Origin of the sequence: Pantoea sp. BS_8, assembly GCF_041954965.1 — a bacterium.
GTDB classification, from domain to species: domain Bacteria; phylum Pseudomonadota; class Gammaproteobacteria; order Enterobacterales; family Enterobacteriaceae; genus Pantoea; species Pantoea stewartii.
In genome coordinates this window covers 15,810-37,696 of the sequence record NZ_JAVAXU010000018.1, presented here as the reverse complement: position 1 = coordinate 37,696, position 21,887 = coordinate 15,810, and the positions used below count along the sequence as shown (strand labels likewise).

At 58.0% G+C, this 21,887-nt stretch carries 23 protein-coding genes; 7 read left to right on the top strand and 16 right to left on the bottom strand.

Annotated elements, in window-relative coordinates:
* Positions 1-44: 44 nt before the first annotated feature.
* Both RAC65_RS21360 and RAC65_RS21355 read left to right on the top strand, forming a co-directional pair.
* On the top strand, positions 45-1,205 hold the full coding sequence (locus RAC65_RS21360) for a pyridoxal phosphate-dependent aminotransferase (protein ID WP_054632958.1): 1,161 nt from the start codon (positions 45-47) through the stop codon (positions 1,203-1,205).
* Entirely contained in the window at positions 1,193-1,966 is a 774-nt protein-coding gene (locus RAC65_RS21355; protein ID WP_054632957.1) for an amidohydrolase, read from the top strand. Before RAC65_RS21360 ends, RAC65_RS21355 begins: the two co-directional genes overlap by 13 nt.
* Positions 1,967-2,000: 34 nt before the next feature.
* Here RAC65_RS21355 and katG read toward each other — a convergent pair whose 3' ends face one another.
* From katG to hpxU, 10 genes are all read right to left on the bottom strand, one after another.
* Positions 2,001-4,199, bottom strand: coding sequence for a catalase/peroxidase HPI (gene katG / locus RAC65_RS21350; RefSeq protein ID WP_033738531.1), 2,199 nt, complete (start codon positions 4,197-4,199; stop codon positions 2,001-2,003).
* A gap of 137 nt (positions 4,200-4,336) precedes the next feature.
* Positions 4,337-4,672 carry a hydroxyisourate hydrolase gene (gene uraH, locus RAC65_RS21345; protein WP_054632956.1) on the bottom strand — a complete coding sequence of 112 codons (336 nt, stop codon included), beginning with the start codon at positions 4,670-4,672 and terminating at the stop codon, positions 4,337-4,339.
* Positions 4,669-5,163 carry a 2-oxo-4-hydroxy-4-carboxy-5-ureidoimidazoline decarboxylase gene (gene uraD, locus RAC65_RS21340; protein ID WP_054632955.1) on the bottom strand — a complete coding sequence of 165 codons (495 nt, stop codon included), beginning with the start codon at positions 5,161-5,163 and terminating at the stop codon, positions 4,669-4,671. The genes uraH and uraD overlap by 4 nt, the downstream gene beginning before the upstream one ends.
* 1 nt (position 5,164) lies before the next feature.
* On the bottom strand, positions 5,165-6,418 hold the full coding sequence (gene hpxK / locus RAC65_RS21335; RefSeq protein WP_054632954.1) for an allantoate amidohydrolase: 1,254 nt from the start codon (positions 6,416-6,418) through the stop codon (positions 5,165-5,167).
* Complete coding sequence (locus RAC65_RS21330) at positions 6,415-7,650, bottom strand: pyridoxal-phosphate-dependent aminotransferase family protein (protein WP_375097229.1); 1,236 nt, start codon at positions 7,648-7,650, stop codon at positions 6,415-6,417. The genes hpxK and RAC65_RS21330 overlap by 4 nt, the downstream gene beginning before the upstream one ends.
* A 21-nt stretch (positions 7,651-7,671) precedes the next feature.
* Positions 7,672-8,403: an amino acid ABC transporter ATP-binding protein gene (locus tag RAC65_RS21325; protein ID WP_006118029.1), complete on the bottom strand. Its 732-nt coding sequence runs from the start codon at positions 8,401-8,403 to the stop codon at positions 7,672-7,674.
* Entirely contained in the window at positions 8,384-9,040 is a 657-nt protein-coding gene (locus RAC65_RS21320) for an amino acid ABC transporter permease (protein ID WP_033738775.1), read from the bottom strand. The genes RAC65_RS21325 and RAC65_RS21320 overlap by 20 nt, the downstream gene beginning before the upstream one ends.
* The gene (locus RAC65_RS21315) at positions 9,040-9,705 is read right to left on the bottom strand and encodes an amino acid ABC transporter permease (RefSeq protein WP_006118027.1); all 666 of its coding nucleotides are present in this window, start codon (positions 9,703-9,705) and stop codon (positions 9,040-9,042) included. The genes RAC65_RS21320 and RAC65_RS21315 overlap by 1 nt, the downstream gene beginning before the upstream one ends.
* Positions 9,706-9,715: 10 nt before the next feature.
* Positions 9,716-10,501: a transporter substrate-binding domain-containing protein gene (locus RAC65_RS21310; protein WP_006118026.1), complete on the bottom strand. Its 786-nt coding sequence runs from the start codon at positions 10,499-10,501 to the stop codon at positions 9,716-9,718.
* A 192-nt stretch (positions 10,502-10,693) separates the two neighbouring features.
* Positions 10,694-11,533 carry a MurR/RpiR family transcriptional regulator HpxU gene (gene hpxU, locus RAC65_RS21305; RefSeq protein ID WP_033738523.1) on the bottom strand — a complete coding sequence of 280 codons (840 nt, stop codon included), beginning with the start codon at positions 11,531-11,533 and terminating at the stop codon, positions 10,694-10,696.
* Positions 11,534-11,690: 157 nt separating this feature from the next.
* Between hpxU and RAC65_RS21300 the strand changes: the two genes are divergently transcribed.
* The 4 genes from RAC65_RS21300 to hpxZ are packed head-to-tail and all read left to right on the top strand — an operon-like array spanning position 11,691 to position 15,249.
* Entirely contained in the window at positions 11,691-13,277 is a 1,587-nt protein-coding gene (locus tag RAC65_RS21300; RefSeq protein WP_006118024.1) for a gamma-glutamyltransferase family protein, read from the top strand.
* Positions 13,278-13,289: 12 nt separating this feature from the next.
* Entirely contained in the window at positions 13,290-13,472 is a 183-nt protein-coding gene (gene hpxX / locus RAC65_RS21295) for an oxalurate catabolism protein HpxX (RefSeq protein ID WP_033738521.1), read from the top strand.
* Positions 13,469-14,869 carry an AtzE family amidohydrolase gene (locus tag RAC65_RS21290; protein WP_058702736.1) on the top strand — a complete coding sequence of 467 codons (1,401 nt, stop codon included), beginning with the start codon at positions 13,469-13,471 and terminating at the stop codon, positions 14,867-14,869. Before hpxX ends, RAC65_RS21290 begins: the two co-directional genes overlap by 4 nt.
* Positions 14,866-15,249, top strand: a complete 384-nt coding sequence (gene hpxZ, locus RAC65_RS21285; RefSeq protein WP_058702735.1) for an oxalurate catabolism protein HpxZ — start codon at positions 14,866-14,868, stop codon at positions 15,247-15,249. Before RAC65_RS21290 ends, hpxZ begins: the two co-directional genes overlap by 4 nt.
* Before the next feature lie 90 nt (positions 15,250-15,339).
* On the opposite strand, the gene RAC65_RS21280 is transcribed toward hpxZ, so the two are convergent.
* Positions 15,340-16,242, bottom strand: a complete 903-nt coding sequence (locus RAC65_RS21280) for a LysR substrate-binding domain-containing protein (RefSeq protein WP_205959217.1) — start codon at positions 16,240-16,242, stop codon at positions 15,340-15,342.
* A gap of 94 nt (positions 16,243-16,336) precedes the next feature.
* On the opposite strand from RAC65_RS21280, the gene RAC65_RS21275 reads away from it, so the two are divergent.
* Positions 16,337-17,110, top strand: coding sequence for an ArpA protein (locus RAC65_RS21275; protein WP_039338593.1), 774 nt, complete (start codon positions 16,337-16,339; stop codon positions 17,108-17,110).
* 26 nt (positions 17,111-17,136) lie between these two features.
* Here RAC65_RS21275 and argE read toward each other — a convergent pair whose 3' ends face one another.
* From argE to RAC65_RS21250, 5 genes are all read right to left on the bottom strand, one after another.
* Complete coding sequence (argE, locus tag RAC65_RS21270; protein WP_375097228.1) at positions 17,137-18,357, bottom strand: acetylornithine deacetylase; 1,221 nt, start codon at positions 18,355-18,357, stop codon at positions 17,137-17,139.
* A complete protein-coding gene (locus RAC65_RS21265; RefSeq protein ID WP_058702732.1) occupies positions 18,335-19,009 on the bottom strand; it encodes a DUF1028 domain-containing protein in 675 nt (224 codons plus the stop codon). Before RAC65_RS21265 ends, argE begins: the two co-directional genes overlap by 23 nt.
* Entirely contained in the window at positions 19,006-19,440 is a 435-nt protein-coding gene (locus RAC65_RS21260) for a RidA family protein (protein ID WP_054632950.1), read from the bottom strand. The genes RAC65_RS21265 and RAC65_RS21260 overlap by 4 nt, the downstream gene beginning before the upstream one ends.
* Positions 19,441-19,457: 17 nt before the next feature.
* The gene (locus RAC65_RS21255) at positions 19,458-20,723 is read right to left on the bottom strand and encodes an NAD(P)/FAD-dependent oxidoreductase (RefSeq protein ID WP_058702731.1); all 1,266 of its coding nucleotides are present in this window, start codon (positions 20,721-20,723) and stop codon (positions 19,458-19,460) included.
* A gap of 246 nt (positions 20,724-20,969) precedes the next feature.
* Positions 20,970-21,881, bottom strand: a complete 912-nt coding sequence (locus RAC65_RS21250) for a LysR substrate-binding domain-containing protein (protein WP_033738508.1) — start codon at positions 21,879-21,881, stop codon at positions 20,970-20,972.
* Between the last annotated feature and the right edge of the window lie 6 nt (positions 21,882-21,887).

The following is a 21,887-nucleotide window of genomic DNA, read 5'->3' as shown; positions in this document are numbered from 1 at the left end:
CAGCGTTTCTCCGTAACCGTTTTTGCGCGTAAGGCAACCTAATCATGACGCAATCCATCCTCACGCCTGAGAGCAAGTTACCCGCCCTCGGCACCACGATATTCACGCAGATGAGCGCGCTGGCACAGCAGCATAACGCCATCAATCTTTCCCAGGGTTTTCCGGATTTTGATGGTCCGCGCTACCTGCAGGACAGGCTGGCTTATCATGTCAGTCAGGGTGCCAATCAGTATGCCCCCATGACCGGCGCACAACCGTTACGCGAAGCCATTGCCGAAAAGACCGCTGCGTTGTACGACTATCGTCCCGATGTGAACAGCGATATCACCGTGACCGCAGGCGCAACCGAAGCGCTGTATGCCGCGATCACTGCCCTGGTTCGCCCAGGTGACGAGGTGATCTGCTTCGATCCCAGTTACGACAGCTATGCGCCCGCGGTGCAACTGGCGGGCGGCGTACTGAAACGCCTCACCCTGCAGCCGCCCACGTTTGCAGTTGACTGGCCGGCGTTCTCCGCGCTGTTAAGCGATAAAACCCGACTGGTTATCTTAAATACGCCACATAATCCCTCGGCCAGCGTCTGGCACCAGGCGGACTATGCGGCCTTATGGCAGTCGATTGCTGACCGGGAAATCTATGTGCTGAGCGATGAGGTTTATGAGCACATCTGTTTTGCCCAGGACGGTCATGCCAGCGTGCTGGCGCACCCCGAACTGCGTCAACGTGCGGTGGCGGTTTCCTCGTTTGGCAAAACCTTTCACATGACCGGCTGGAAAGTGGGTTACTGCGTCGCCCCCGCGGCGATCAGCGCAGAAATCCGCAAGATCCATCAGTACCTCACTTTTTCCGTCAACACACCCGCTCAACTGGCGATTGCCGATATGCTGCGCCAGCATCCTGAACATTATCGTGAGCTGCCCGACTTCTATCGCGCGCGCCGTGACCGACTGATACAGGCACTGAGCCGTAGCCGTTTCCGCATTTTACCGTGCGAAGGCACCTACTTCCTGCTGGCGGACTACAGCGCTATATCGGCGCTGGATGACGTGCAGTTTTGCCAGTGGCTGACGCGCGAAGTGGGCGTGGCCGCGATCCCGCTGTCGGTCTTCTGTGAAGCGCCTTTCCCACACAAACTGATCCGGCTGTGCTTTGCAAAACAGGAAGCGACGCTCGACGCCGCAGCGGAGCGCTTATGTCGTCTTTAGCCATTACGTTGTTGCAAGCGCCGCTGACGTGGATGGATGGCGAGGCTAACCTGCGCCATTTCGATAATCTGCTGGCTGACATGACAGACCGGGATGTGATTATTCTGCCGGAGATGTTCACCACCGGTTTTGCGATGGAGGCTGCACAGCAGGCCCTGCCGCAACAGCAGGTCGTGACATGGCTACACCGTCATGCGAAGCGCACGAATGCGCTGGTGGGCGGCAGTGCCGCGATACAAACGCCAGCGGGTGCCGTGAACCGTTTTTTGCTGGTTGAGCCGAATGGCACGCTGCATCACTATGACAAGCGACACCTGTTTCGCATGGCGGATGAGCAGCAGCATTACGTCGCGGGCACGGCGCGCACGGTGATTCAGTGGCGCGGCTGGCGCATTTTGCCGCAAATCTGTTACGACCTGCGCTTTCCGGTCTTTTCGCGCAACCAAAATGACTACGATCTGGCGTTGTATGTGGCCAACTGGCCTGCGCCGCGCGCGCTGCACTGGCAGGCGCTACTGCTGGCCCGGGCGATTGAGAATCAGGCGTTTGTCGCGGGCTGCAATCGCGTGGGCAGCGATGGCAACCAACATCAGTACAGTGGGGACAGCCGAATTATTTCACCGCAAGGCGAGGTGCTGGCTGCAGGTGAGCCCTTTACGGCAGGTAAGGTTGAGACGTCGCTGTCGCTTGCCGATCTGCAGGCTTATCGCGAGCGGTTTCCGGCGTGGCGGGATGCGGATGGCTTTACGCTGGCAGAATAAAAGCGCCCCGGCCAGGCCGGGGCGCTTCAGTCAGTTATTGCAGGTCGAAACGGTCCAGATTCATTACTTTTGTCCAGGCCGCCACGAAGTCAGTAACAAACTTCTGTTTCGCATCGCTGCTGGCATAGACTTCCGCCAGGGCGCGCAGGATGGCGTTGGAACCGAACACCAGATCGGCACGCGTGGCGCTGAACCTGACTTCGCCACTCTGACGGTCACGGCCTTCAAAGATCTCTTCACTGCTGTCGGTCGCACGCCAGGCGGTGCGCATATCCAGCAAGTTTACGAAGAAGTCGTTACTCAGGACGCCGACGCGGTCAGTAAAGACGCCATGATGGCTGCCGTCAAAGTTGGTCCCCAGCACACGCAGACCACCCAGTAACACCGTCAGTTCCGGCGCGCTCAGCGTCAGCTGCTGTGCTTTGTCCAGCAGCAGGGTTTCGGTTGACGAGCCGCCTTTCACGCGACGGTAGTTACGGAACCCGTCCGCCAGCGGCTGAAGCACGTTAAAGGATTCGACATCGGTTTGATCCTGACGAGCATCCACACGACCTGGCGTAAAGGGGACCTGCGCGGCCACGCCCGCAGCGGCGGCGGCCATTTCGATACCGACGCTGCCCGCAAGGACGATGACGTCAGCCAGCGAGGCCTTGCCGGATTCCTGCTGAATCTGCTGCAGTTTCGGTAACACGTCGTTAATCACGCTGGCGTTCACAGCCCAGCTATTCTGCGGTGCCAGGGCCAGACGGGCACCGTTCGCTCCGCCACGTTTGTCGCCACCCCGGAAGGTTGATGCCGACGCCCAGGCCGCTGAAACCAGCTGGCTCACGCTCAGACCTGACGCCGCGATTTTCGCCTTCAGCTCACTGATATCCGCTGGCGTGGGCTGATGAGTCGGCTGCGGTAACGGATCCTGCCACAGTAAATCTTCTTTCGGTACTTCTGGCCCGATGTAACGTGCTTTTGGCCCCATATCGCGGTGCGTCAGTTTAAACCAGGCGCGGGCGAAGGCTTCGTTAAAGGCCTGCGGATCGTTAAGGAAACGGCGAGAGATTTTCTCGAACTCCGGATCAAAACGCAGCGTCAGGTCCGTAACCAGCATGGTGGGTTTACGCTTTTTCTCAGGATCGAACGGGTCCGGAATAATGGCTTCTGCGTTAACGGCTTCATACTGAATGGCCCCTGCCGGGCTATGGGTTTTCACCCACTCATATTTAAACAGGTTCTCAAAGAAGTAGTTACTCCACTGAGTTGGCGTCTGCGTCCAGACGACTTCCAGACCCGACGTAATCGCATCGGCACCGACACCGCTGCCGTAGCTGTTGTTCCAGCCAAAGCCCTGAGCTTCGATGGGTGACGCTTCCGGATCGACGCCAACATGGCTGGCCGCCGCCGCACCGTGGGTTTTACCCAGCGTATGCCCGCCTGCGATCAACGCGACGATCTCTTCATCGTTCATGCCCATGTTGCCAAAGGTGGCGCGAATCGCTGGCGCGGCAGATGCCGGATCGCCGCTGGCTTCAGGCCCCTCTGGGTTCACGTAGATCAGCCCCATTTCGGTTGCGCCCAGCGGGGCGTTAGCCAGACTTTCGGGATGACGGTGGGCCAGCCACTCGGTTTCGTTACCCCAGTCCACGTCCATATCCGGTTCCCAGACGTCTTCACGACCGGCACCAAAACCAAAGGTACGGAAACCTGAGTTTTCCAGCGAAACGTTACCCGCGAGAATATAGAGGTCGGCCCAGGAAATTTTCTGGCCGTATTTCTGTTTGACCGGCCACAGCAGGCGACGGGCTTTGTCCAGGCTGACGTTGTCAGGCCAGGAGTTCAGCGGCGCGAAACGCTGCTGACCACGACCGGAGCCGCCACGGCCATCGATAGTGCGGTATGTGCCGGCACTGTGCCACGCCATGCGGATGAACAGACCAATGTAGCTGCCCCAGTCGGCAGGCCACCATGACTGGGAGTCGGTGAGCAACGCCCGGATATCGGCTTTCAGTGCGGAATAGTCCAGTTTGCTGAACTCTTCGCGGTAGTTGAAGTTCTCGCCGAGGGGATTAGAGCGGTTGGAGTGCTGGTTCAGCAGATCCACGCGCAGCATATTTGGCCACCAGTCGCGATTGCTGGTACCACTACCGGCTCCACGAGCCAGAACGCTTTCTTCTTCCGATTTACCGTGATGAAAGGGACATTTACCTGAAGCGGCTACATCATTATCTTTTGGCGTGCTCATTATCGGCTCCGTTGCCTTCACATTGTCATCGCTAAGATAACCCTGGCGTTAGCAGGAATATAGTCGGATGGGCCGAAGGTATTGATAGCCATTAGCTTTCAAGCGCAGCGAAAAAAAAGCTGCGCCCGATGGACCCGTCAGCTGCCGCGATAGGTGGACCAGCTCCAGGGGGATATCAAAAAGGGCAAGTGGTAATGGCTGCCGCTTTCCGTGAGGACAAAATCAATTTGTGCGCTGACGTATAAGGTTTCCCGTCCGTCCGCGCGAAAGTAGGCGCCAATATCTGCCGTGAGGCGATACTGCCCAGACGCAAGTGGCTCAGGTGTCAGATCCTTCAGACGACCATCGTTATCTGTGACGCCTTGTGCACAGGGAGTCCAGCCTTGTGCCGTGTGCTGTTCCAGCAACATGGCAACGCCCGGCGCGGGTTTTCCCAGCGCCGTATCCAGAATGTGAGTGCTGATGGTGCTCATGAAAAACTCTCCTTTAAGCGCAGCAGGGTGATTTCCCGCAACTGCGCCAGGGCTTCCTGTTGCTCGGTTTCCGGGCTGTTGTCCAGCCGCCGCGTGAGTTCATCAAGCAGCGTCTGTGCGCTGCGTCCTTTGGCCCGAATCAAAAATACCCGGTTAAAGCGCGCCTCATATGCCTGATTGCCCCGCACCATGGCCTGATGTAACGCGTCGTCTGCGTGTTGCATGGCCGCCTGTTCGCTACGCGACAACTGTTTTTCCTTCTCATTGCCCTGCGCCTTTTCCCCGATACGTGGATGAGCGGAGAGCGCCTGATTCAGATCGTCCTCCTGCCAGTCCTGTGTCAGCCGTTGTGCTTCAGTCAGCAGGGCATCAAGACTGTGAAACGGGCGGGCCGCCACCAGCGCCAGCTGCCAGTGCGGCAGCGCAACGCAGTGGGACAGGGCAAGCTGTGCAGCGGCTTCCGGTAACTGGTTAAAGGTATCCAGATCCATATTAATGCTGCTCCGCAAGGAGGCAAATCGTCTGCAAATAGGCCTGAACCGCTGGCGCGACATCGGCTTCATTCACCGATTCTGCCGGATGGTGGCTGATGCCGCGGTGGTTACGCACGAACAGCATCCCCACCGGCCAGCGCTCTGCAATGGCAATAGCATCATGACCCGCCCCGCTGGGCAGCGCCAGGCAGCGTCCCTGAACGGTTTCTACCGCGTGGCTCAGCGCCTGTTGCAATCCGGCATCGCAGGCCGTTGCCGCGATACGGTAATACTCCTGCGCGCTAAAGGTTAAACCGCGACGCAGTGCAATGGCTTCCGCCTGGGTCAGCAACGAGGACAGCAACGATTCAAGCGGCGCGTCCTCGGGTCCACGCACATCCAGAGACAGATGCACCTCCCCCGGAATGACGTTCACCGCGCCCGGCGCGCAGTTCAGCGTGCCCACCGTAGCGACAAGCGGTGAAGTCTGCTCGCGCGTGGTATGCTCGATGAATACCATCCACTCTGCGGCAGCGGCCAGCGCGTCTTTACGATGCGCCATCGGTACGGTTCCGGCATGACCGGCCTCACCGGTGAAACAGCAATTGAGGCGACGGGCACCGTTGATCGCGGTAACCACACCCAACGCGAGATCTTCCTGCTCCAGGCAAGGCCCCTGCTCTATGTGCAGTTCAAGATAGGCCACGATGTCGCTGACGTTACGAGCGGCGCGTGAGATCTGGCTGGCGTCCAGGCCGACATCCTGCATCGCCTGTGCCACCGTAATGCCATTGCCGTCAGGATGGGTCGGCCAGCTGTCAGGCCAGGTGCCGGTAATGCCGCGACTGCCCAGCAGGGTAATGCCAAAACGCGTGCCTTCTTCATCACCAAAGCCGATGATTTCAATGGCCAGGGGCAGGCGACGCTGGCGATCGTGGAGCCACTGCACGGTTTCAATCGCGCTCAGCACGCCCAGCATGCCGTCATAGCGGCCCGCATTACGAACCGTGTCCAGATGCGAGCCCAGCAGCAGCGCAGGTGCGCCAGGCTGGGCCGCGTCGTAGCGGCCGCAGATATTGCCGACTTCATCCTGCCAGACCGTCATACCGGCGGCCTGCATCCACTCACCGACGCGCGCGTTGGCACGCAGGTGTTCCGGCGACAGATAAACCCGTGTCAGCCCTTGTTCGCTTTCACTGATCTCAGCCAGCGCATCACAGCGCGCCATCACGCGCCGGGCGGCAACCTGAGCCTCGCTGGCATTCATCATCATGCATGGCTCCCGTAGTGGTTCCATGCCGCCTGCGAGCCCGCGCCCTGTGGCGTGCGGTAACCGACATGCGACAACACCATTTCCAGCGCGGCCAGGGTTTGCATCACGCAGTCTTTGCGCGCGTTGTAACCCATCGTGCCGATGCGCCAGACTTTGCCATGCAGCGGACCAAACGACGTGCCGATTTCAATGCCGAAATCTTCCAGCATCAGCTTACGGACCTCATCGCCATTGACGCCCTGAGGGATCACTACGCCCAGCACGTTACTCATTTTGTTGCTGAGATCGCCAAAGGTTTCCAGCCCCATCCCCTGAATGCCTTTTAACATCGCTTCGCCGTGCAGCTTGTGGCGCGCAATCCCGTTATCCAGCCCTTCCTGCAGAATCAGACGCGCGCATTCACGCGCGCCGAACAGGGCGCTGGTCGCTTCAGTGTGGTGATTGAGGCGTTCCGGGCCCCAGTAATCCATGATCATGCCGAGATCGAAATAGTTGGAGTAGATCATCTCGTCATCGCCATCCTGGTGCGCATCCGTGCGGATCCCCTGCTCTACGCATTTGCGCTGGCGGATCACCGCTGCCATCTCATCGCTCAGCGTGATCGGCGAAGTTCCGGACGGGCCACCCAGGCATTTCTGCATGCCGGCGGACACCGCGTCCAGGCCCCATGCATCGGTTTCCAGCGCATTGCCCGCCAGCGATGCCGTGGCATCGGTGTAAAACAGCACACCATATTTTTTGCAGATCGCCCCCAGCTCCGCCAGCGGCTGCAGCATAGTGGTTGAGGTATCGCCCTGTACGGTCAACAGCAAACGCGGTTTTACTTTTTTAATCGCATCTTCGATCTGATCGGGCGTAAACACCTCTCCCCACGGCACCGCAATGGTGTGCACATCGGCCCGGCAGCGACGGGCGATTTCACACAGCAGATGACCAAAACGGCCATAGACTGGCACCAGCACCTTATCGCCAGGGCGAATCGCCGACAGCAGGATCGCTTCAATACCGGCGCGTGAGGTACCGTCGATCAGCAGCGTCCAGCAGTTTTCGGTGCGGAACACGCCGCGATAGAGCGCCATCACTTCATTCATGTAATGGGTCATCGCCGGATCATATTGTCCGAGCAACTGGCTCGACATCGCGCGCAGCACACGCGGATCGGCATTGATCGGACCGGGGCCCATTAACAGGCGCTGAGGCGGATTAATTTGCGAAAATTGAGAGATATCCATAGTGAATTCCTTGTTAAGCACTCACAGACGCACAGAGGAAATAAACTGCTTTAGCTCCGCCGTCTGCGGATGGGCAAACAGTGTTTTGCTGTCCCCCTGTTCCCAGACGCGCCCCTGATGCATAAAGACCACACGATCGCCCACATCGCGGGCGAAGTTCATTTCATGGGTGACGAGAATTAACGTCATGCCTTCGGCGGCAAGTTGCTCCAGCACTTTCAGCACTTCGCCGACCAGCTCCGGGTCCAGGGCTGAGGTGATCTCATCACACAGTAATACCCGGGGTTCCATGGCCAGTGCGCGGGCAATGGCTACGCGCTGTTGCTGTCCGCCTGACAGGCTGGACGGGTAATAATCCAGCCGCTCGCCCAGCCCCACTTTTTCCAGCATACGGGCTGCCAGTTCGCGGCACTCGGCCTGACTTTTTTTCAGAACCCGACGCGGTGCCAGCATGACGTTTTCCAGCGCCGTCATATGTGGGAACAGGTTGAAGTTCTGAAATACCATCCCTACGGAGCGGCTGATTTCGCGCGCCTGTGAGTCGCGGTCGGTGATGGTCATGCCGCCGAGTTTAATGCTGCCATCCTGATAGCCTTCCAGCCCGTTCATGCAGCGCAGCAGTGTACTTTTGCCGGAACCGCTGCGACCGATAATCGAGATCACTTCTCCCATATCGATATCCAGATCCACGCCTTTCAAAACATGGTTGGTGCCGTAATACTTCTGGACCTGATTAATGGTGATGAGCGGCATTGAATTTTTTCTCCAGATACTGGCTGTAACGCGACAGCGGATAACACATCAGGAAGTAGCCCAGTGCCACCAGCCCAAAGACTTTAAACGGCTGGTAGGTCACGTTATTCAAAATGGTGCCGGCTTTGGTCAGCTCGACAAATCCGATAATGGAGGCCAGCGCGGTGCCTTTAATCACCTGCACAGCAAACCCCACTGTCGGGGCAATCGCAATGCGGATCGCCTGAGGCGCAATCACCCGCGTGAGCGTCTGACCAAAGTTCAGGCCGAGGCAGCGTGACGCTTCCCACTGCCCTTTTGGCAGCGCCTGAATACTGCCGTGCCAGATATCCAGCAAATAGGCACTGGTATAAAAGGTCAGCGCCAGCGACGCAGCGGTCCAGGGCGCAACGTCGATGCCAAACAGCCCGACGCCAAAGAAAGCCAGAAACAGCTGCATCAGCAGCGGTGTGCCCTGGAACAGCTCGGTGTACGCGCGAATGATTCGCGTCAGCCATTTACGCTTTAACAGACGTAAAAACAGCAGAGGTAACGTCACGAGCGTACCGCCTAAAAAGGCCACCAGCGACAGGGCAATCGTCCAGCGCGCGGCCAGCAGCAGGTTGCGCACGATGTCCCAGTCGGTAAAGGTTGTCATCATGCCTGCACCCCCAGCCACTTGCGGCCAATCGCCAGCAGCAGCTGACGCATTACTATCGACAACGCCAGGTAGATCAACGTGGTCACCGAGTAGACTTCGAAACTCAAAAACGTACGTGACTGAATCAGGTTGGCGGCAAAGGTCAGCTCCTCGTAGGAGACCTGCGAGACGACCGACGATCCCAGCATCACAATGATGCACTGACTCACCAGCGCCGGATAAATCCGTTGCAGCGACGGTGGCAACACCACGCGCAGAAAGGTCTGGCTGCGCGTTAATCCCAGCACCCGACCGGCTTCCCACTGCCCTTTTGGCGTGACCTGAATGCCCGCCCGGATAATTTCCGTGCTATAGGCACCCAGGTTAACCAGCATCGCCAGCAGTGCGGCTTCCCCTGCGGTGAGTTTCAGCCCCAGGTTGGGTAAACCGAACACAATAAAGAACAGCTGCACCACAAACGGCGTATTACGAATCAGTTCGACATAGATGCCCCACAGGCGGCTTAACCAACTGGGTTTACCGCTGCGCAGCGCCGCGCCGATAATGCCGATACTGACGCCGCCGACCGTCGCCAGCACCGTTAACTGGATCGTTACCCACAGGCCGGAGAGCAACTCCGGCCAGTACGGCAACAATGCAGGGAAATTAAGTTGCCCGGTCATTGCCCCGTCCTTATGCGCCCAGGTTGGCTGGCAGCGGCGCTTTCAGCCACTCTTCGGACATTTTGTTCAGCGTGCCGTCTTTAATGCCCTGGTCGATCAGCGCATTCACTTTCTCTTTCAGTGCCGGCTCGTCTTTTTTCAGTCCGATATAGCACGGCGAGTCTTTCAGCATGAACTGCGCAACAGGGGCTTTAGCCGGGTTCTGACGCGTAATGGCTGCGACGACCAGGTTGCCGGTAGCGACATACTGCACCTGTCCGGAGAGGTAGGCTGATAACGTGGTGTTGTTATCTTCATAACGTTTCACCTGCGCGTCTTTCGGCGCCACCTCGCTCAGCACCATATCTTCCACCGCACCACGGGTGACACCCACCGACTTGCCGCTCAGCGCCGCGGGATCTTTCAGATGATCGCCTTTAGGTCCAAAAACGCCCAGAAAGAACGGCGCGTAAGCCCGGCTGAAATCAATCACCTTTTCACGCTCAGGATTTTTCCCCATGCTGGAGATCACCAGATCCACCTTGTCCGTCTGCAGATAAGGCACACGGTTGGCACTGCTGACCGGCACCAGTTGCAACTTAAGTTTCATCTGTTTGGCCAGATACTTTGCCATGTCGATGTCATAGCCCTGCGGTTGCAGATCGGTCCCCACGGAGCCAAACGGTGGGAAATCCTGCGGCACTGCCACTCGCAGCACGCCGCGTTTCTGGATGTCCTGCAGTTGATCCGCCAGCACGCTGCCTGCCTGTGCCATCAGTACGGCTGCCGCGACAACGGCCATTAATACTTTTTTCATTATGCACCCCGGTGAGATTATGTGAAACAAAAGATTCTTATGATTGGCATTCTGCAACTAATGTGCCAACGCAACGGGTGGGGGATAAATGCGGATTAACGCTGAAATGGCGGCTTTTACTAAGCGTAATGCGATTCCCGAGTCACCCCGGGAGACGGTCCAAAAAGGGGCAAAGCACCAAAATGGTGCCTGCTAACGGTGCTCCAGCTCATCAAGGTGCTGATAAAGATCGGCAATCTGATGAATACGCGGCCGCCCCAGCGCCAGTAATTCATGCAGCAGGGCGTTGGCGAGCAGGTTCACCAGACTCATGGCCGAGGCGTAGCTGTCGAAGGCGGAGACGCTGTCCAGCGGGGCGCAAAACTGCCAGCGCGCCAGTGAAATCACGCTCTGCGCCTGGGGCTCACACAGCGCCAGTACCGGAATCCTTGCGCTTTGCAGCTGCTGCATTAACGGCTGAATAATGCGGGTGCGGCGGCGAAACGCAATCACGACCACCATATCCTCCGGCGTGATGTCCACCAAATCCTCTGCCAGCGTCTGGCCCGGCTGGGGCAGAATATGCACCTGAGCACGCGTCTGAATGAGCTGCTGACGCAGATGCAGCGCCACCGGATAGGCATTACGCATGCCAACAATATAGATACGTTTTGCCTGCGCCAGCTGGGCGATCACATCGGCGAATTGCTGAGGATCAATGCTGTTAACCCATTGTGTCAGATTGGCCATTTCCTGCTTGTAATGCCGCGACAGCAGGGTATTTCCCTGTACCGCATCCCGGTTATCCGTTAACGGCATACCGCTCTGGCGCAGGGTACGGAGCTCATCGCGCATGTCTTTATATTTGTCATAGCCCAGGCGCTTAAACAGTCGGCTCACCGTGGCTTTTGAGACACCGCTCAGGCGTGCCAGCTCGGCACTGTTATAGCTAATCAGGTCATCAAAGTGGTCAAAAATAAAGTCGGCTATACGCTGCTCCTGCGGCGAAAGCTGGGGGTAATGCGTTCTGAGTCGCTCATCAAGCTGTTTCATTCAGGTCCTGTAACTTTTGTTTCAATCGCGGGATTGCCACAGAAGCTAGCATAATTTGGGCCAGATAAACCTGTCCAGAGACGTTGTCTTCTTAAAAACTGGAACGGCTCTTGCTTAACCTTTTGCTTTGTACCCTGAAAAACAGAATGAGAAGAGCATGATTCAGAGCAATTTGGCCCCGTTAGGCATGGCCGTGACGCCGCATCATCTGGCCAGTGAAAGTGCGCTGGCGGTACTGCGGGAAGGGGGGAACGCGATTGAGGCCATGGTGGCCGCCGCGGCGACGATTGCGGTGGTCTATCCGCACATGAATGGGCTGGGCGGTGACGGATTCTGGCTGATCATGCCAGGCAAAGGCGATCCGGTTGGCATTGATGGCAGTGGCAGAGCGGGTTCGCTGGCGAATTTTGACTTCTATAAGGGGGAAACCCATATCCCTCATCGTGGGCCTAAAGCGGCCCTGACGGTGGCGGGCACGGTGAGCGGCTGGCAGGCGGCACTGGACCTGTCCGCAGAACTGGGGGGAACCACCCTGCCTTTACCGCGCTTACTCCGCGATGCTGTTCGCTATGCTGCCGATGGCATTCCCGTCACCGCCTCACAAGCCGCGGCGACGCGGACGAAGCGCGACGAGCTACAGCATCTGCCTGGCTTTGCCGCCACGTTTTTACCGGACGGCGATGTGCCAGCGGAAGGCAGCCGTTTCACCCAGCCTGATTTAGCCCGTACATTGAGCCTGCTGAGCGAAGAAGGTCTGGACAGTTTTTATCGCGGCACGCTGGCACAGCACCTTGCGGAAGAAATGGTCAATCTGGGCATTCCCATCACCCTGGCGGATTTACAGCAGCAACGGGCTCGCCGCGTCACGCCGCTCCATATTCGCCACAGCGAAGGCGATATCTGGAATATCACGCCACCGACACAAGGTATGGTGTCGCTGGCCATACTGGGCATCACGGATCATCTGGACATGGCGAACGCAGATGAGGTGCAGACGATCCACCGTATCGTCGAAGCCACCAAAAAAGCGTTTGCCCTTCGGGATCAGCATATTACCGATCCCCGCCATGTGGTTGAGGATCTGCAGGCACTGCTTGACGGCGAAACCCTCGCCACCCTCGCCAGCCAGATTCAGGATGATCGCGCTGCGCCCTGGGGAACCGGTCGCGGGCCTGGCGATACCGTCTGGATGGGCGTGATGGACAGCAGCGGGCTTTCCGTTTCCTTTATCCAAAGTATTTATCATGAGTTTGGCAGCGGTGTAGTGGTGCCCGGCACCGGACTTGTCTGGCAAAACCGGGGCGCGGCTTTTAGCCTCGATCCCGACCATATGCTGGCGCTGGCGCCCGGTAAACAACCCTTCCATACGCTGAATCCTGCCGCCGCACGCCTGAAGGATGGTCGCACCATGGTATACGGCTCCATGGGCGGCGATGGCCAGCCGCAAACTCAGGCAGCCATTTTTACCCGCCATGTTATTCAGCGCCTGCCGCTGCAGCAGGCCGTTAGCGCACCTCGCTGGCTGCTGGGGCGGACCTGGGGCCAGCTGTCGGACTCGCTCAAACTGGAAAGTCGCTTCGCGCCCGACACCCTGGAGGCGCTACGTGCGTTAGGACATGACGTGGAGTCGCTGCCGGCCTACAGTGAGGCCGTCGGCCATGCAGGTGCCATTGTTCGTCACAACAACGGTATGTTTGAAGGCGCAAGCGATCCGCGCAGCAACGGCAGCGCCGCCGGTTTCTGACAGGAGTAAATCATGAATCAGAGTGACTGGGCAGCCTATATTGCCCAAATGGAGCAAATCCTGAACGTGGAACTGGACGAAGATCGCCGTGTCGCCCTGCTACAACAGATGACGCGCATTGCCGATATGGCGGCCCCGTTGATGGCTTATCCGCTGGACGACCGGCTCGAAGTCGCAGGAGTGTACAAAGCATGAGACCAGACGAGGTTTCCATTCAGGCACTTCAGCAGGCGATTCAGCACGGTGATATCAGCGCCCGTGAAGTGGCGGAGCAGACACTGACCGCGATTGAGAAACAGAATCCGCAGCTTAATGCCTGGACGGATATCACCGCAACGCGGATGGTGCAGGAAGCGGATGCGATAGACAAGCAACGCCTGCGCGGCGAGAACTTGCCGCCGCTGGCGGGCATTCCCTATGCGGTAAAAAACCTGTTTGACGTGCAGGGGTACACTACCCTGGCGGGGGCCAGACTGTTTCGTCAGCGTCCGGCCGCAACCCGGGATGCCTTTGCCATCACCCAACTTCAGCAGGCCGGTGCCCTGCTTTCCGGCATGGTCAACATGGATGCCTATGCCTACGGTTTTACCACCGAAAATACCCACTACGGGGCGACGCACAACCCGCATGATCTGGCGCGCATTGCGGGCGGCTCATCCGGCGGTTCGGCCGCCGCCGTGGCAGCGGGACTGGTGCCTTTCTCGCTGGGGACGGACACCAACGGCTCAATCCGCGTCCCGGCTTCCCTGTGTGGGATTTTTGGCCTGAAACCGACTTTTGGCCGCTTATCCCGCAGCGGCAGCCATCCGTTTGTCGCCAGTCTGGATCATATCGGTCCCTTTGCCCGTCGGGTGGACGATCTGGCCCTGGTTTACGATCTGCTGCAAGGGCACGACAGCACGGATGCCTTCCAGGCCGATCGCCCGCTGGCAGCCACCTTACCGCAGCTGAAAAACGGTGCACAGGATTTGCGCTGCGCCGTACTGGGCGGCTTCTTTTCGACCTGGTGTAATGATGATGCCCGCGCGGCGCAATTACAGGTGGCGCAGGCGTTACAGGCTCAGGACGACGTGGTAATCGCGGAGGCTGAGTTAGCGCGCTCGGCCGCCTTTATTATGACCGCCTCTGAAGGCGGCAATCATTACCTGCCTGCGCTGCGTCAGCAGCCCGACCTGTTTGAGCCCCATTCGCGTGAACGCCTGCTGGCTGGTGCGATGCTGCCCGCGGCATGGTATGTTCAGGCCCAGCGCTTCCGCCGCCACTTTCAGCAGCAGGTCGTCCCGCTGTTTGCGCAGTACGATGTGCTTATCGCCCCTGCCACGCCATGTAGCGCGCCGTTAATTGGTCAGGAAACGATTGCCATTAACGGGCAGAATCTGCCGACGAAGGCCAGCATGGGCATGCTGACGCAGCCGATCTCCTTCCTTGGACTTCCCGTCTGTACTGTGCCGATGACGACGGCGAGCGGTTTACCGATTGGCGTACAGTTAATTGGCGCCCCCTTTAACGAACAGGCTGTCTTACGCGCAGCCTGTGCCCTTGAACAACAAGGACTGACATTTTCGCCCACCCGCAGGGCAGGAGCACAATGAATACTGACGCGATTAATCTTCCCGAGGTGCTGAACGCCGTTACCGCCGCGTTCTACCGTTATGAAAAGGCGCTGACGGGCAACGACATTGCCGTCCTGGATGAGCTGTTCTGGCACGATCCGCGGACCGTGCGCTTAGGCGCTGGCGAGAACCTGTACGGCATTGATGAAATCCGCGCGTTTCGCGCGGCAAGACCGTCAGCGGGGCTGGACCGCATGCTGCGCAATACGGTGATCACCACGTTTGGTGACGCGTATGCGGTGTGCAGCACCGAATTTACCCGGGCGGGCACCGAGAAAATTGGCCGTCAGCAACAGACCTGGGTGAAGTTTCCGCAGGGCTGGCGCATCGTGGCAGCGCAGGTCAGTCTGATGAGCTAAGCCCGGCGGAGCAGTCATATGTTAAGGCCGGGAGGCCTGAGTCTAACGGTTCACGCCGCGAAAGCGCTCAACTGCAACCCCTACGCCTTCCTACAGGGCGGCGAGCTCGCCTAACCAGGCGATCATTGCCTCTGCGCCAGGCTGGTTCAGCGTGCGATTCGGCCAGGCCAGATAATAGGGCTTGCTGAGCGGCAACGCGAGCGCATCAACAATGACCAGTTCGCCCCGGCCCAGCGCATGGGCGATCATCCGGCGCTGTCCCAGCAGCACACCAGCGCCGGCCACGGCGGCATCAATCGCCAGCGAGGTCAGGTTAAAGGTCATGGCTGGTCGGGCTGCTGGCACAGCCATTCCTTTCGCCTCAAACCAGCCCGACCAGTCTGGCAAAAAGCGCCCTTCTTTGCCCCAGTCGAGATGAATCAGCGGCGCATGCCGTAACAGATCCTCGCGGGAAAAGGCGTCGATCAGCCGCGGGCTGGCGACCGGGAGCACCTCATCATGAAACAGATACGCTTTATTCAGTCTGGGATACGCCTCCTCGCCGAAACACATCACAAAGTCGGCCGGCGTTTGAGCAAAATCCACCTCCGCATGCGTGCCATGTAAGGAAAGACTGACATCCGGACAGCGTTCACGCCAGCGGCACAGATGTGGCAACAGCCATTTCGACGCCAGCGCCGGCAGCGTGTAAAGCGTAAGCTGTGCGGCGGTCTCAGTGCATCCTATGTTACGCTGACCAAGCTGGAGAACCGCAAAGGCTTCCGTGACATAGCGAAGATACTGCTTGCCCGTCTCCGTCAGCATCACGCCCTGTTGCGTACGTAAAAACAGGACGCAGCCAAGATGATCTTCAAGCTGGCGAATTTGCTGACTCACCGCCGCAGGGGTTAAGGCCAGCTGTGCCGCGGCCCTGGTCAGGCTGCCGGTTTCCGCAGCCACTTTAAATGACTGAATCACGTTGATTTTAGGCAAGCGCGATGACGGGTTGGGCATTAAGCATTCCTTATCAGGGTATTAACGATTTATTGGTATTCAGCTGATGCCGGGCAGGCTAGTGTGACAATTCATTCATTATGAGACCGCGACGATGCCCAAAGCCCTGGTACGTACTGACTTACATCCTCTGACCGACCACGCCTGGCGTCAAGACTGTCGCAGGCAACTTAATCAACACGGCGCGCTGGTGTTGCGTCATTTTTTGCAGCCTGCCGCCCTGCAGGCCATCGTCGCAGAAGGCAATGCGCAGCGCGATCGGGCTTATTACACTGTCAGTCAGCACAACGTTTACCTGATGAAAACGGATGCCGGCTTCAGCGACAGCCATCCACGCAACCGCCAAGTAAACAGCACCAAAGGGTGCATTACGGACGATATGATTGCAGCGGATTCCCCGCTGCGTCAGCTGTATGACGATGCGCTGTTTCAGTCTTTCTTATGCGAAGTGCTGGACGAAGAGGCGCTGTATCCCTACGCCGACCCGTTGTCTTCGATTAACCTGCACTATGCGCCACAGGGTAAAGAGCTGGGATGGCATTTTGATAACTCCTCGTTTGCCATCACGTTGCTGGTGCAGAAACCGCTGGGCGGTGGACGATTTCAGTATGTGAAAGACCTGCGGGATGCTGATGCGGGCGAAATGAATTACGCGGGCGTGGCCGCCGTGCTCGATGAACAGCACCCCGTCGATGAACTGGCTATGGATGCCGGTGACCTGGTACTGTTTCGTGGGCGAAATTCACTGCATCGCGTGACGCCCACAGAAGGCGACGTCACGCGCATGCTGGCGGTGCTGGCCTACAATACCGCGCCCGGCATCGCCCTGTCGGAAACGGCCCGCCTGACGTTTTACGGCCGGTTGTAAACCGCACCCGCAAACGTTTTTGCCGATCATCTGGCCGCGCGGCGCGCTCCACCCTGCGTGGCTTTATTGGTGGACGTTACCGCCATCCACTGACGCAGGTTTTGTAGCATTGCCATACAGCGTTCAAGCTGTTCAAGCTGTTCAAGACTGACAAACTCATCTGCTTTGTGTCCCTGTTCCATGCTTCCCGGCCCGCAGACCAACGTGGCTACCCCAATCTCGTCAAATAATCCCCCTTCGGTGCCAAAGGCGACCGTAGCGAACTCGTTATGTCCGCTCCACTGCGCCAGCCAGCGGGCAAAGTCGGTCTGCGGATCGGTCAATAAGCCGGGGTAGTCGCTCAGTGGTTGAAAGGTAATGTTGCACAACGGTTCAGTGCGCTGCATTTCAGGCACCAGTTCTGCTTCGGCGAAGTGGCGTACGCTGTCATACAGCGCCTGAGCATCCGTACCAGGCAGCGTTCGCCACTCCATATCAAAATGGCAGGTCTCAGGAACAATATTCAGTGCTGTCCCGCCCTGAATCGTGCCAATCTGCAGCGTGCTGTAAGGCGGTTCAAACCGTTCGTCACGTTGCTGCTTTAACGCTTCTTCCTGCTGCAAAAGACGCGCAATTAACCGGGCGGCGTAGTGAACCGCATTCACGCCCTGATGCGTATAGGCAGAGTGGCAGGCGTGGCCCTGCACCCGACAGCGCACCGCCCGTTTTCCCTTATGTCCGTAAACCGGCTGCATGGCGGTCGGCTCACCCACAATACACATCGCCGGTTTTGCCGGTGAGGCATTGAGCATCGCCACCAGCGAGCGCACGCCCAGGCACCCCACCTCTTCGTCACAGGAAAACGCCAGATGCAAAGGCATGCGCAGGGGCTGCTGAAGAAACGCATCCAGCATGGCCAGCACGCAGGCAATAAAGCCTTTCATATCGGCGCTTCCCCGACCGTAGTATCGTCCGTCACGTTCCGTCAGGGCGAAAGGCGGCACGGACCAGTTTTGCCCCTCAACCGGCACCACGTCCGTATGCCCTGACAGCATAACGCCGCCTTCGCCCTCCGGCCCCAGACGCGCATACAGATTGGCTTTTTTACCGCTGTCGTCATACAGCCACTGCGTCGTTATGCCTCTGTCAGTCAGGTAGTCGTCAATAAACTGGATCAGGGCCAGGTTTGACACCCGACTGGTTGTGTCAAAGGCCAGCAGAGAGGCCAGAAGCGCCCGTAACGTCTCATTCATCGCCGGGCACACCATAGGCCGGTGCCTCACGCGGATCCAGCGCGCGCGCGACATAGGCTTCCATCTGAGGTTCATAGGCAAGCCACAGTTGTGTCAACTGCCCGACAGGGTCGTGCCCGGTCCAGTCGATGCGCAGATCCACCAGCGGCCAGGGATAATCATCCACGAGTTTGAGCGCAGCAGAATGTAACGGCCCGGCTTCTCCGCCTGCCGCCACGCCGGCCTGAAGGGCGGCAAGCAGCCGACTGGCCAGTTCACCGGAGGCCGCTTCAAAGGCCGCGCACATGGATGCCGTTACGCCCTCGTTCGCCAGCATATTGCCTGCGGCGATACAGTTTTTTCCTTCGGCCATGCTCCAGATACCCAGCGTCTTGCTGCCACTGAAAAACGCCGTGTTACCCTGAATATCAATCGCGGCGACCTGGCGGTAATCACTGAATCTGTCGCCGGCCAGCGCCCGCTTTAGCGCCACGTTCAGATCGCTGCCCTGATCCAGATGCAACAGAATCTGCTGCCCCAGAGAGGGCAACGTAATATTCTGGCTGGATACGGCACCCACGCCGGCCTGGAGCCAGGGACAGCGCGCGCCTACCGCAATGCTGGATGAACTGATAGCGATGCCGAGCTGACCGGTTTCTTCACACCGTGCCATCACTGATAAGGTCATTGGTCTGCTCCACGTTTCCAGTCATCCGGAATCACCGCAATGACATCAATTTCCATCAGCCACTGCGGCTGTGCCAGAGCCGAAATCACCAGCCCTGTTGAGACGGGGAAAACACCTTTTAGCCACTTTCCGACTTCCCGGTAGACCGGTTCGCGATAACGCGGGTCGACTATATACGTGGTGGTTTTAACAATATGCGACAGATCGCTCCCCGCCTCTTCCAGCAGTTGCTTCACATTTTTCATCGCCTGCGCCGCCTGCGCGGCCGGATCGCCCAGGCCAACCAGATTACCGTCGAAGTCAGTGCCGACCTGGCCACGCAGGTACACCGTGTTACCTGCACGTACGGCCTGGCAGAGATCGTTGTCCAGCGTTTGATTAGGGTACGTTTCTTTGGTGTTAAACATCCGAATACGAGTATGGGTTGGCATAACAGCAGTCTCCTGGTTCAGTTTTCTGACGCGGCACGGTAATCCTGATACTGGCGCTGAATAGCAATATGGTCGGCAACATACTTTGCGTCATGCCACACGCCCCAGATAAACGAGGAGCCGCGGCGCGACTGCCAGGGCAGCCCGAGGAAATAGAGTCCGGACTCCGGGGAGACGCCGCGTTGATGGAGAGGTCTGTTTTTCTCGTCAAAGGCGTTAACCTTCAGCCAGGTATAATCCGTGGCATAGCCTGTCGCCCAGATGAGCGTCGTGATCCCTGCGCGGACCAGATTGAGCGACTGCACAGGATGCGAGACGCTTTCCGGATCGGGCAGAAAGGCGCGTGCGGCCGGATCCTCAGGTAAATTCAGGCCATGGCGTTCAACCCAGGCATCGGCCGCATCCAGCAGGGATAAATAGTTTTCATCGCCTGCGGCAATGTTTTGCGCCAGATCGGGCTTAAAGGTCACGACCTCGCCGGAAAAGCGCTCCGTCAATCCGACCAGGTTGATGCCCTGCTCCGCCAGTTTGCGAAAGTCGACGGTATGCCCGCCGCGCGCGCCGCTGACCGCGATGGTGACGTGTTCTTTCCCCGGTTGACTGGCTGCCGCATCCCACAGGCCAAGGACCCCTAACCACCAGCAAAAGTCCCGGTTGCGATAGCGGCGAGGCGGACGATCGTGGGGACCAACGGAGAGCCACACGTCTTTTCCTGCACGCTGAAGCTCATCGGCAATCTGCACCCCTGACGAGCCCGCGCCGATAACCAGCACACCACCTTCAGGCAGTTGTTGCGGGTTACGGTAGTCCGCCGAATGTAACTGGGTGAACCGTGTATCCGTGGGCGCAATGGCGGGAATCACAGGCTTCTGAAAAGGCCCTGTGGCGACGACTACGCGCCGGGCAACGATCGGACCAGCGGAGGTTGAGACGTCGAACCCGCTGCGCCCGACACGCGGTACCACGCTGATGACTTCGACGCCCGTTTTGACAGGCGCCTCGATGTGCTGCACATACGCTTCAAAATAGTCAGCAATCTGTTCTTTAGGCACAAAGCTGTCAGGATCCTGCCCCGGAAAAGTCATGCCGGGAAACCGATCGTGCCAGGCCGGGCCGTTGGCGACCAGCGAGTCCCAGCGCCGGGTCCGCCACGCTTCGGCAATACGATTTTTTTCCAGCACGCAATGCGGAATGCCGAGCCGCCCCAGATGCTCGCTCATGGCGATGCCGGCCTGCCCTGCCCCAATCACCAGGGTATCTGTTTCTTGCTCTGATATTGTCATTCCATCATCCTCAAGCCCGACGTTTTAATGACGTGTTCCTGACACGCGCCAGCGCCAAGACTATTTGAGGCAGATGAATGGGTAAAATATTATAAAGCTAATATCTGAATAAGAAATTAATAAGCAGAAGATACGTGCCCGGTTATTAAAGCCACTCAGCGAATAAAGCGCGAAATTAGCCGATGTGATTTACCGCAAATACATTTCTTTTTCTTACCAAACAGCACGGTAATTGCGCGGCACTTTTTACACGGTGGGCCCCAACGCACTATTCTGGCAATAGTCCATAAAAAGTTTTGTCGGTCGCGTCGGTTCATTATGACTTAACCAGGCCATGATTAACGTCGAGGCTTCCATATCATCTTCAATATCAATCTGCGCCAGCTTTTCACCGTCATAAGTCACATCAGTGCAGGGGCGGGTGACCAGAACTGAAAACCCCAGCCCCTGTCCTACCATGCAACGCACCATTTCAATGGAGGGCGAACTGTAGGCTACCTGCGGGTGGTACCCTTTGCTTTTGAAAATATTGATGAAGTAATTCCTGCTGGGTACCGCATCCAGCAAAATCATAGGTTCCTGACTCAGCTCACGCAGCGTGACCAGGGATTTTTGTGCCAGTGGATGGTTTACCGGCAGGAGCGCGTAAGGTTTATGCGGGGCGTTTAACGTGGTTTTTTGAATGGTGTTATCCAGCTCAAGATCGTAGAGAAAAGCCAGATCAAAACGTCCGCGATGGAGTCCATGCATCAGTTCATGCTGCTCGCCGTCGTACAGTTCAATGGTAATATCCGGATAGTGTTTTTTAAACCCGGCTATCAGTTTGGGCATATACAGCGGCGCCGCAGATTCAAAACATCCCACCGCAATGGTGCCTGAAATCAGGGTGTTATCTGCACGTGAGTTTTGCTCAAACTCGTGTGTCAGACGTAGCAGCTCCTGCGCCTTTTCGTAAAAACGGCGGCCGCCAGGCGTCAGCGAAACACCCTGTGCGTGATGGCGGATGAGCAGTTGCTGATCGAAGGCGTCCTCCAGGTTTTTGATGGAAACGGAAATGGAGGGCTGGGCGATATGCAACTGACGCGAGGCTTCCGCAATGCTTTCCGTCTCCACCACGGCGACGAAATATCTGAGCTGTTTAAGTGTAAAGCGACTCATGGCGTT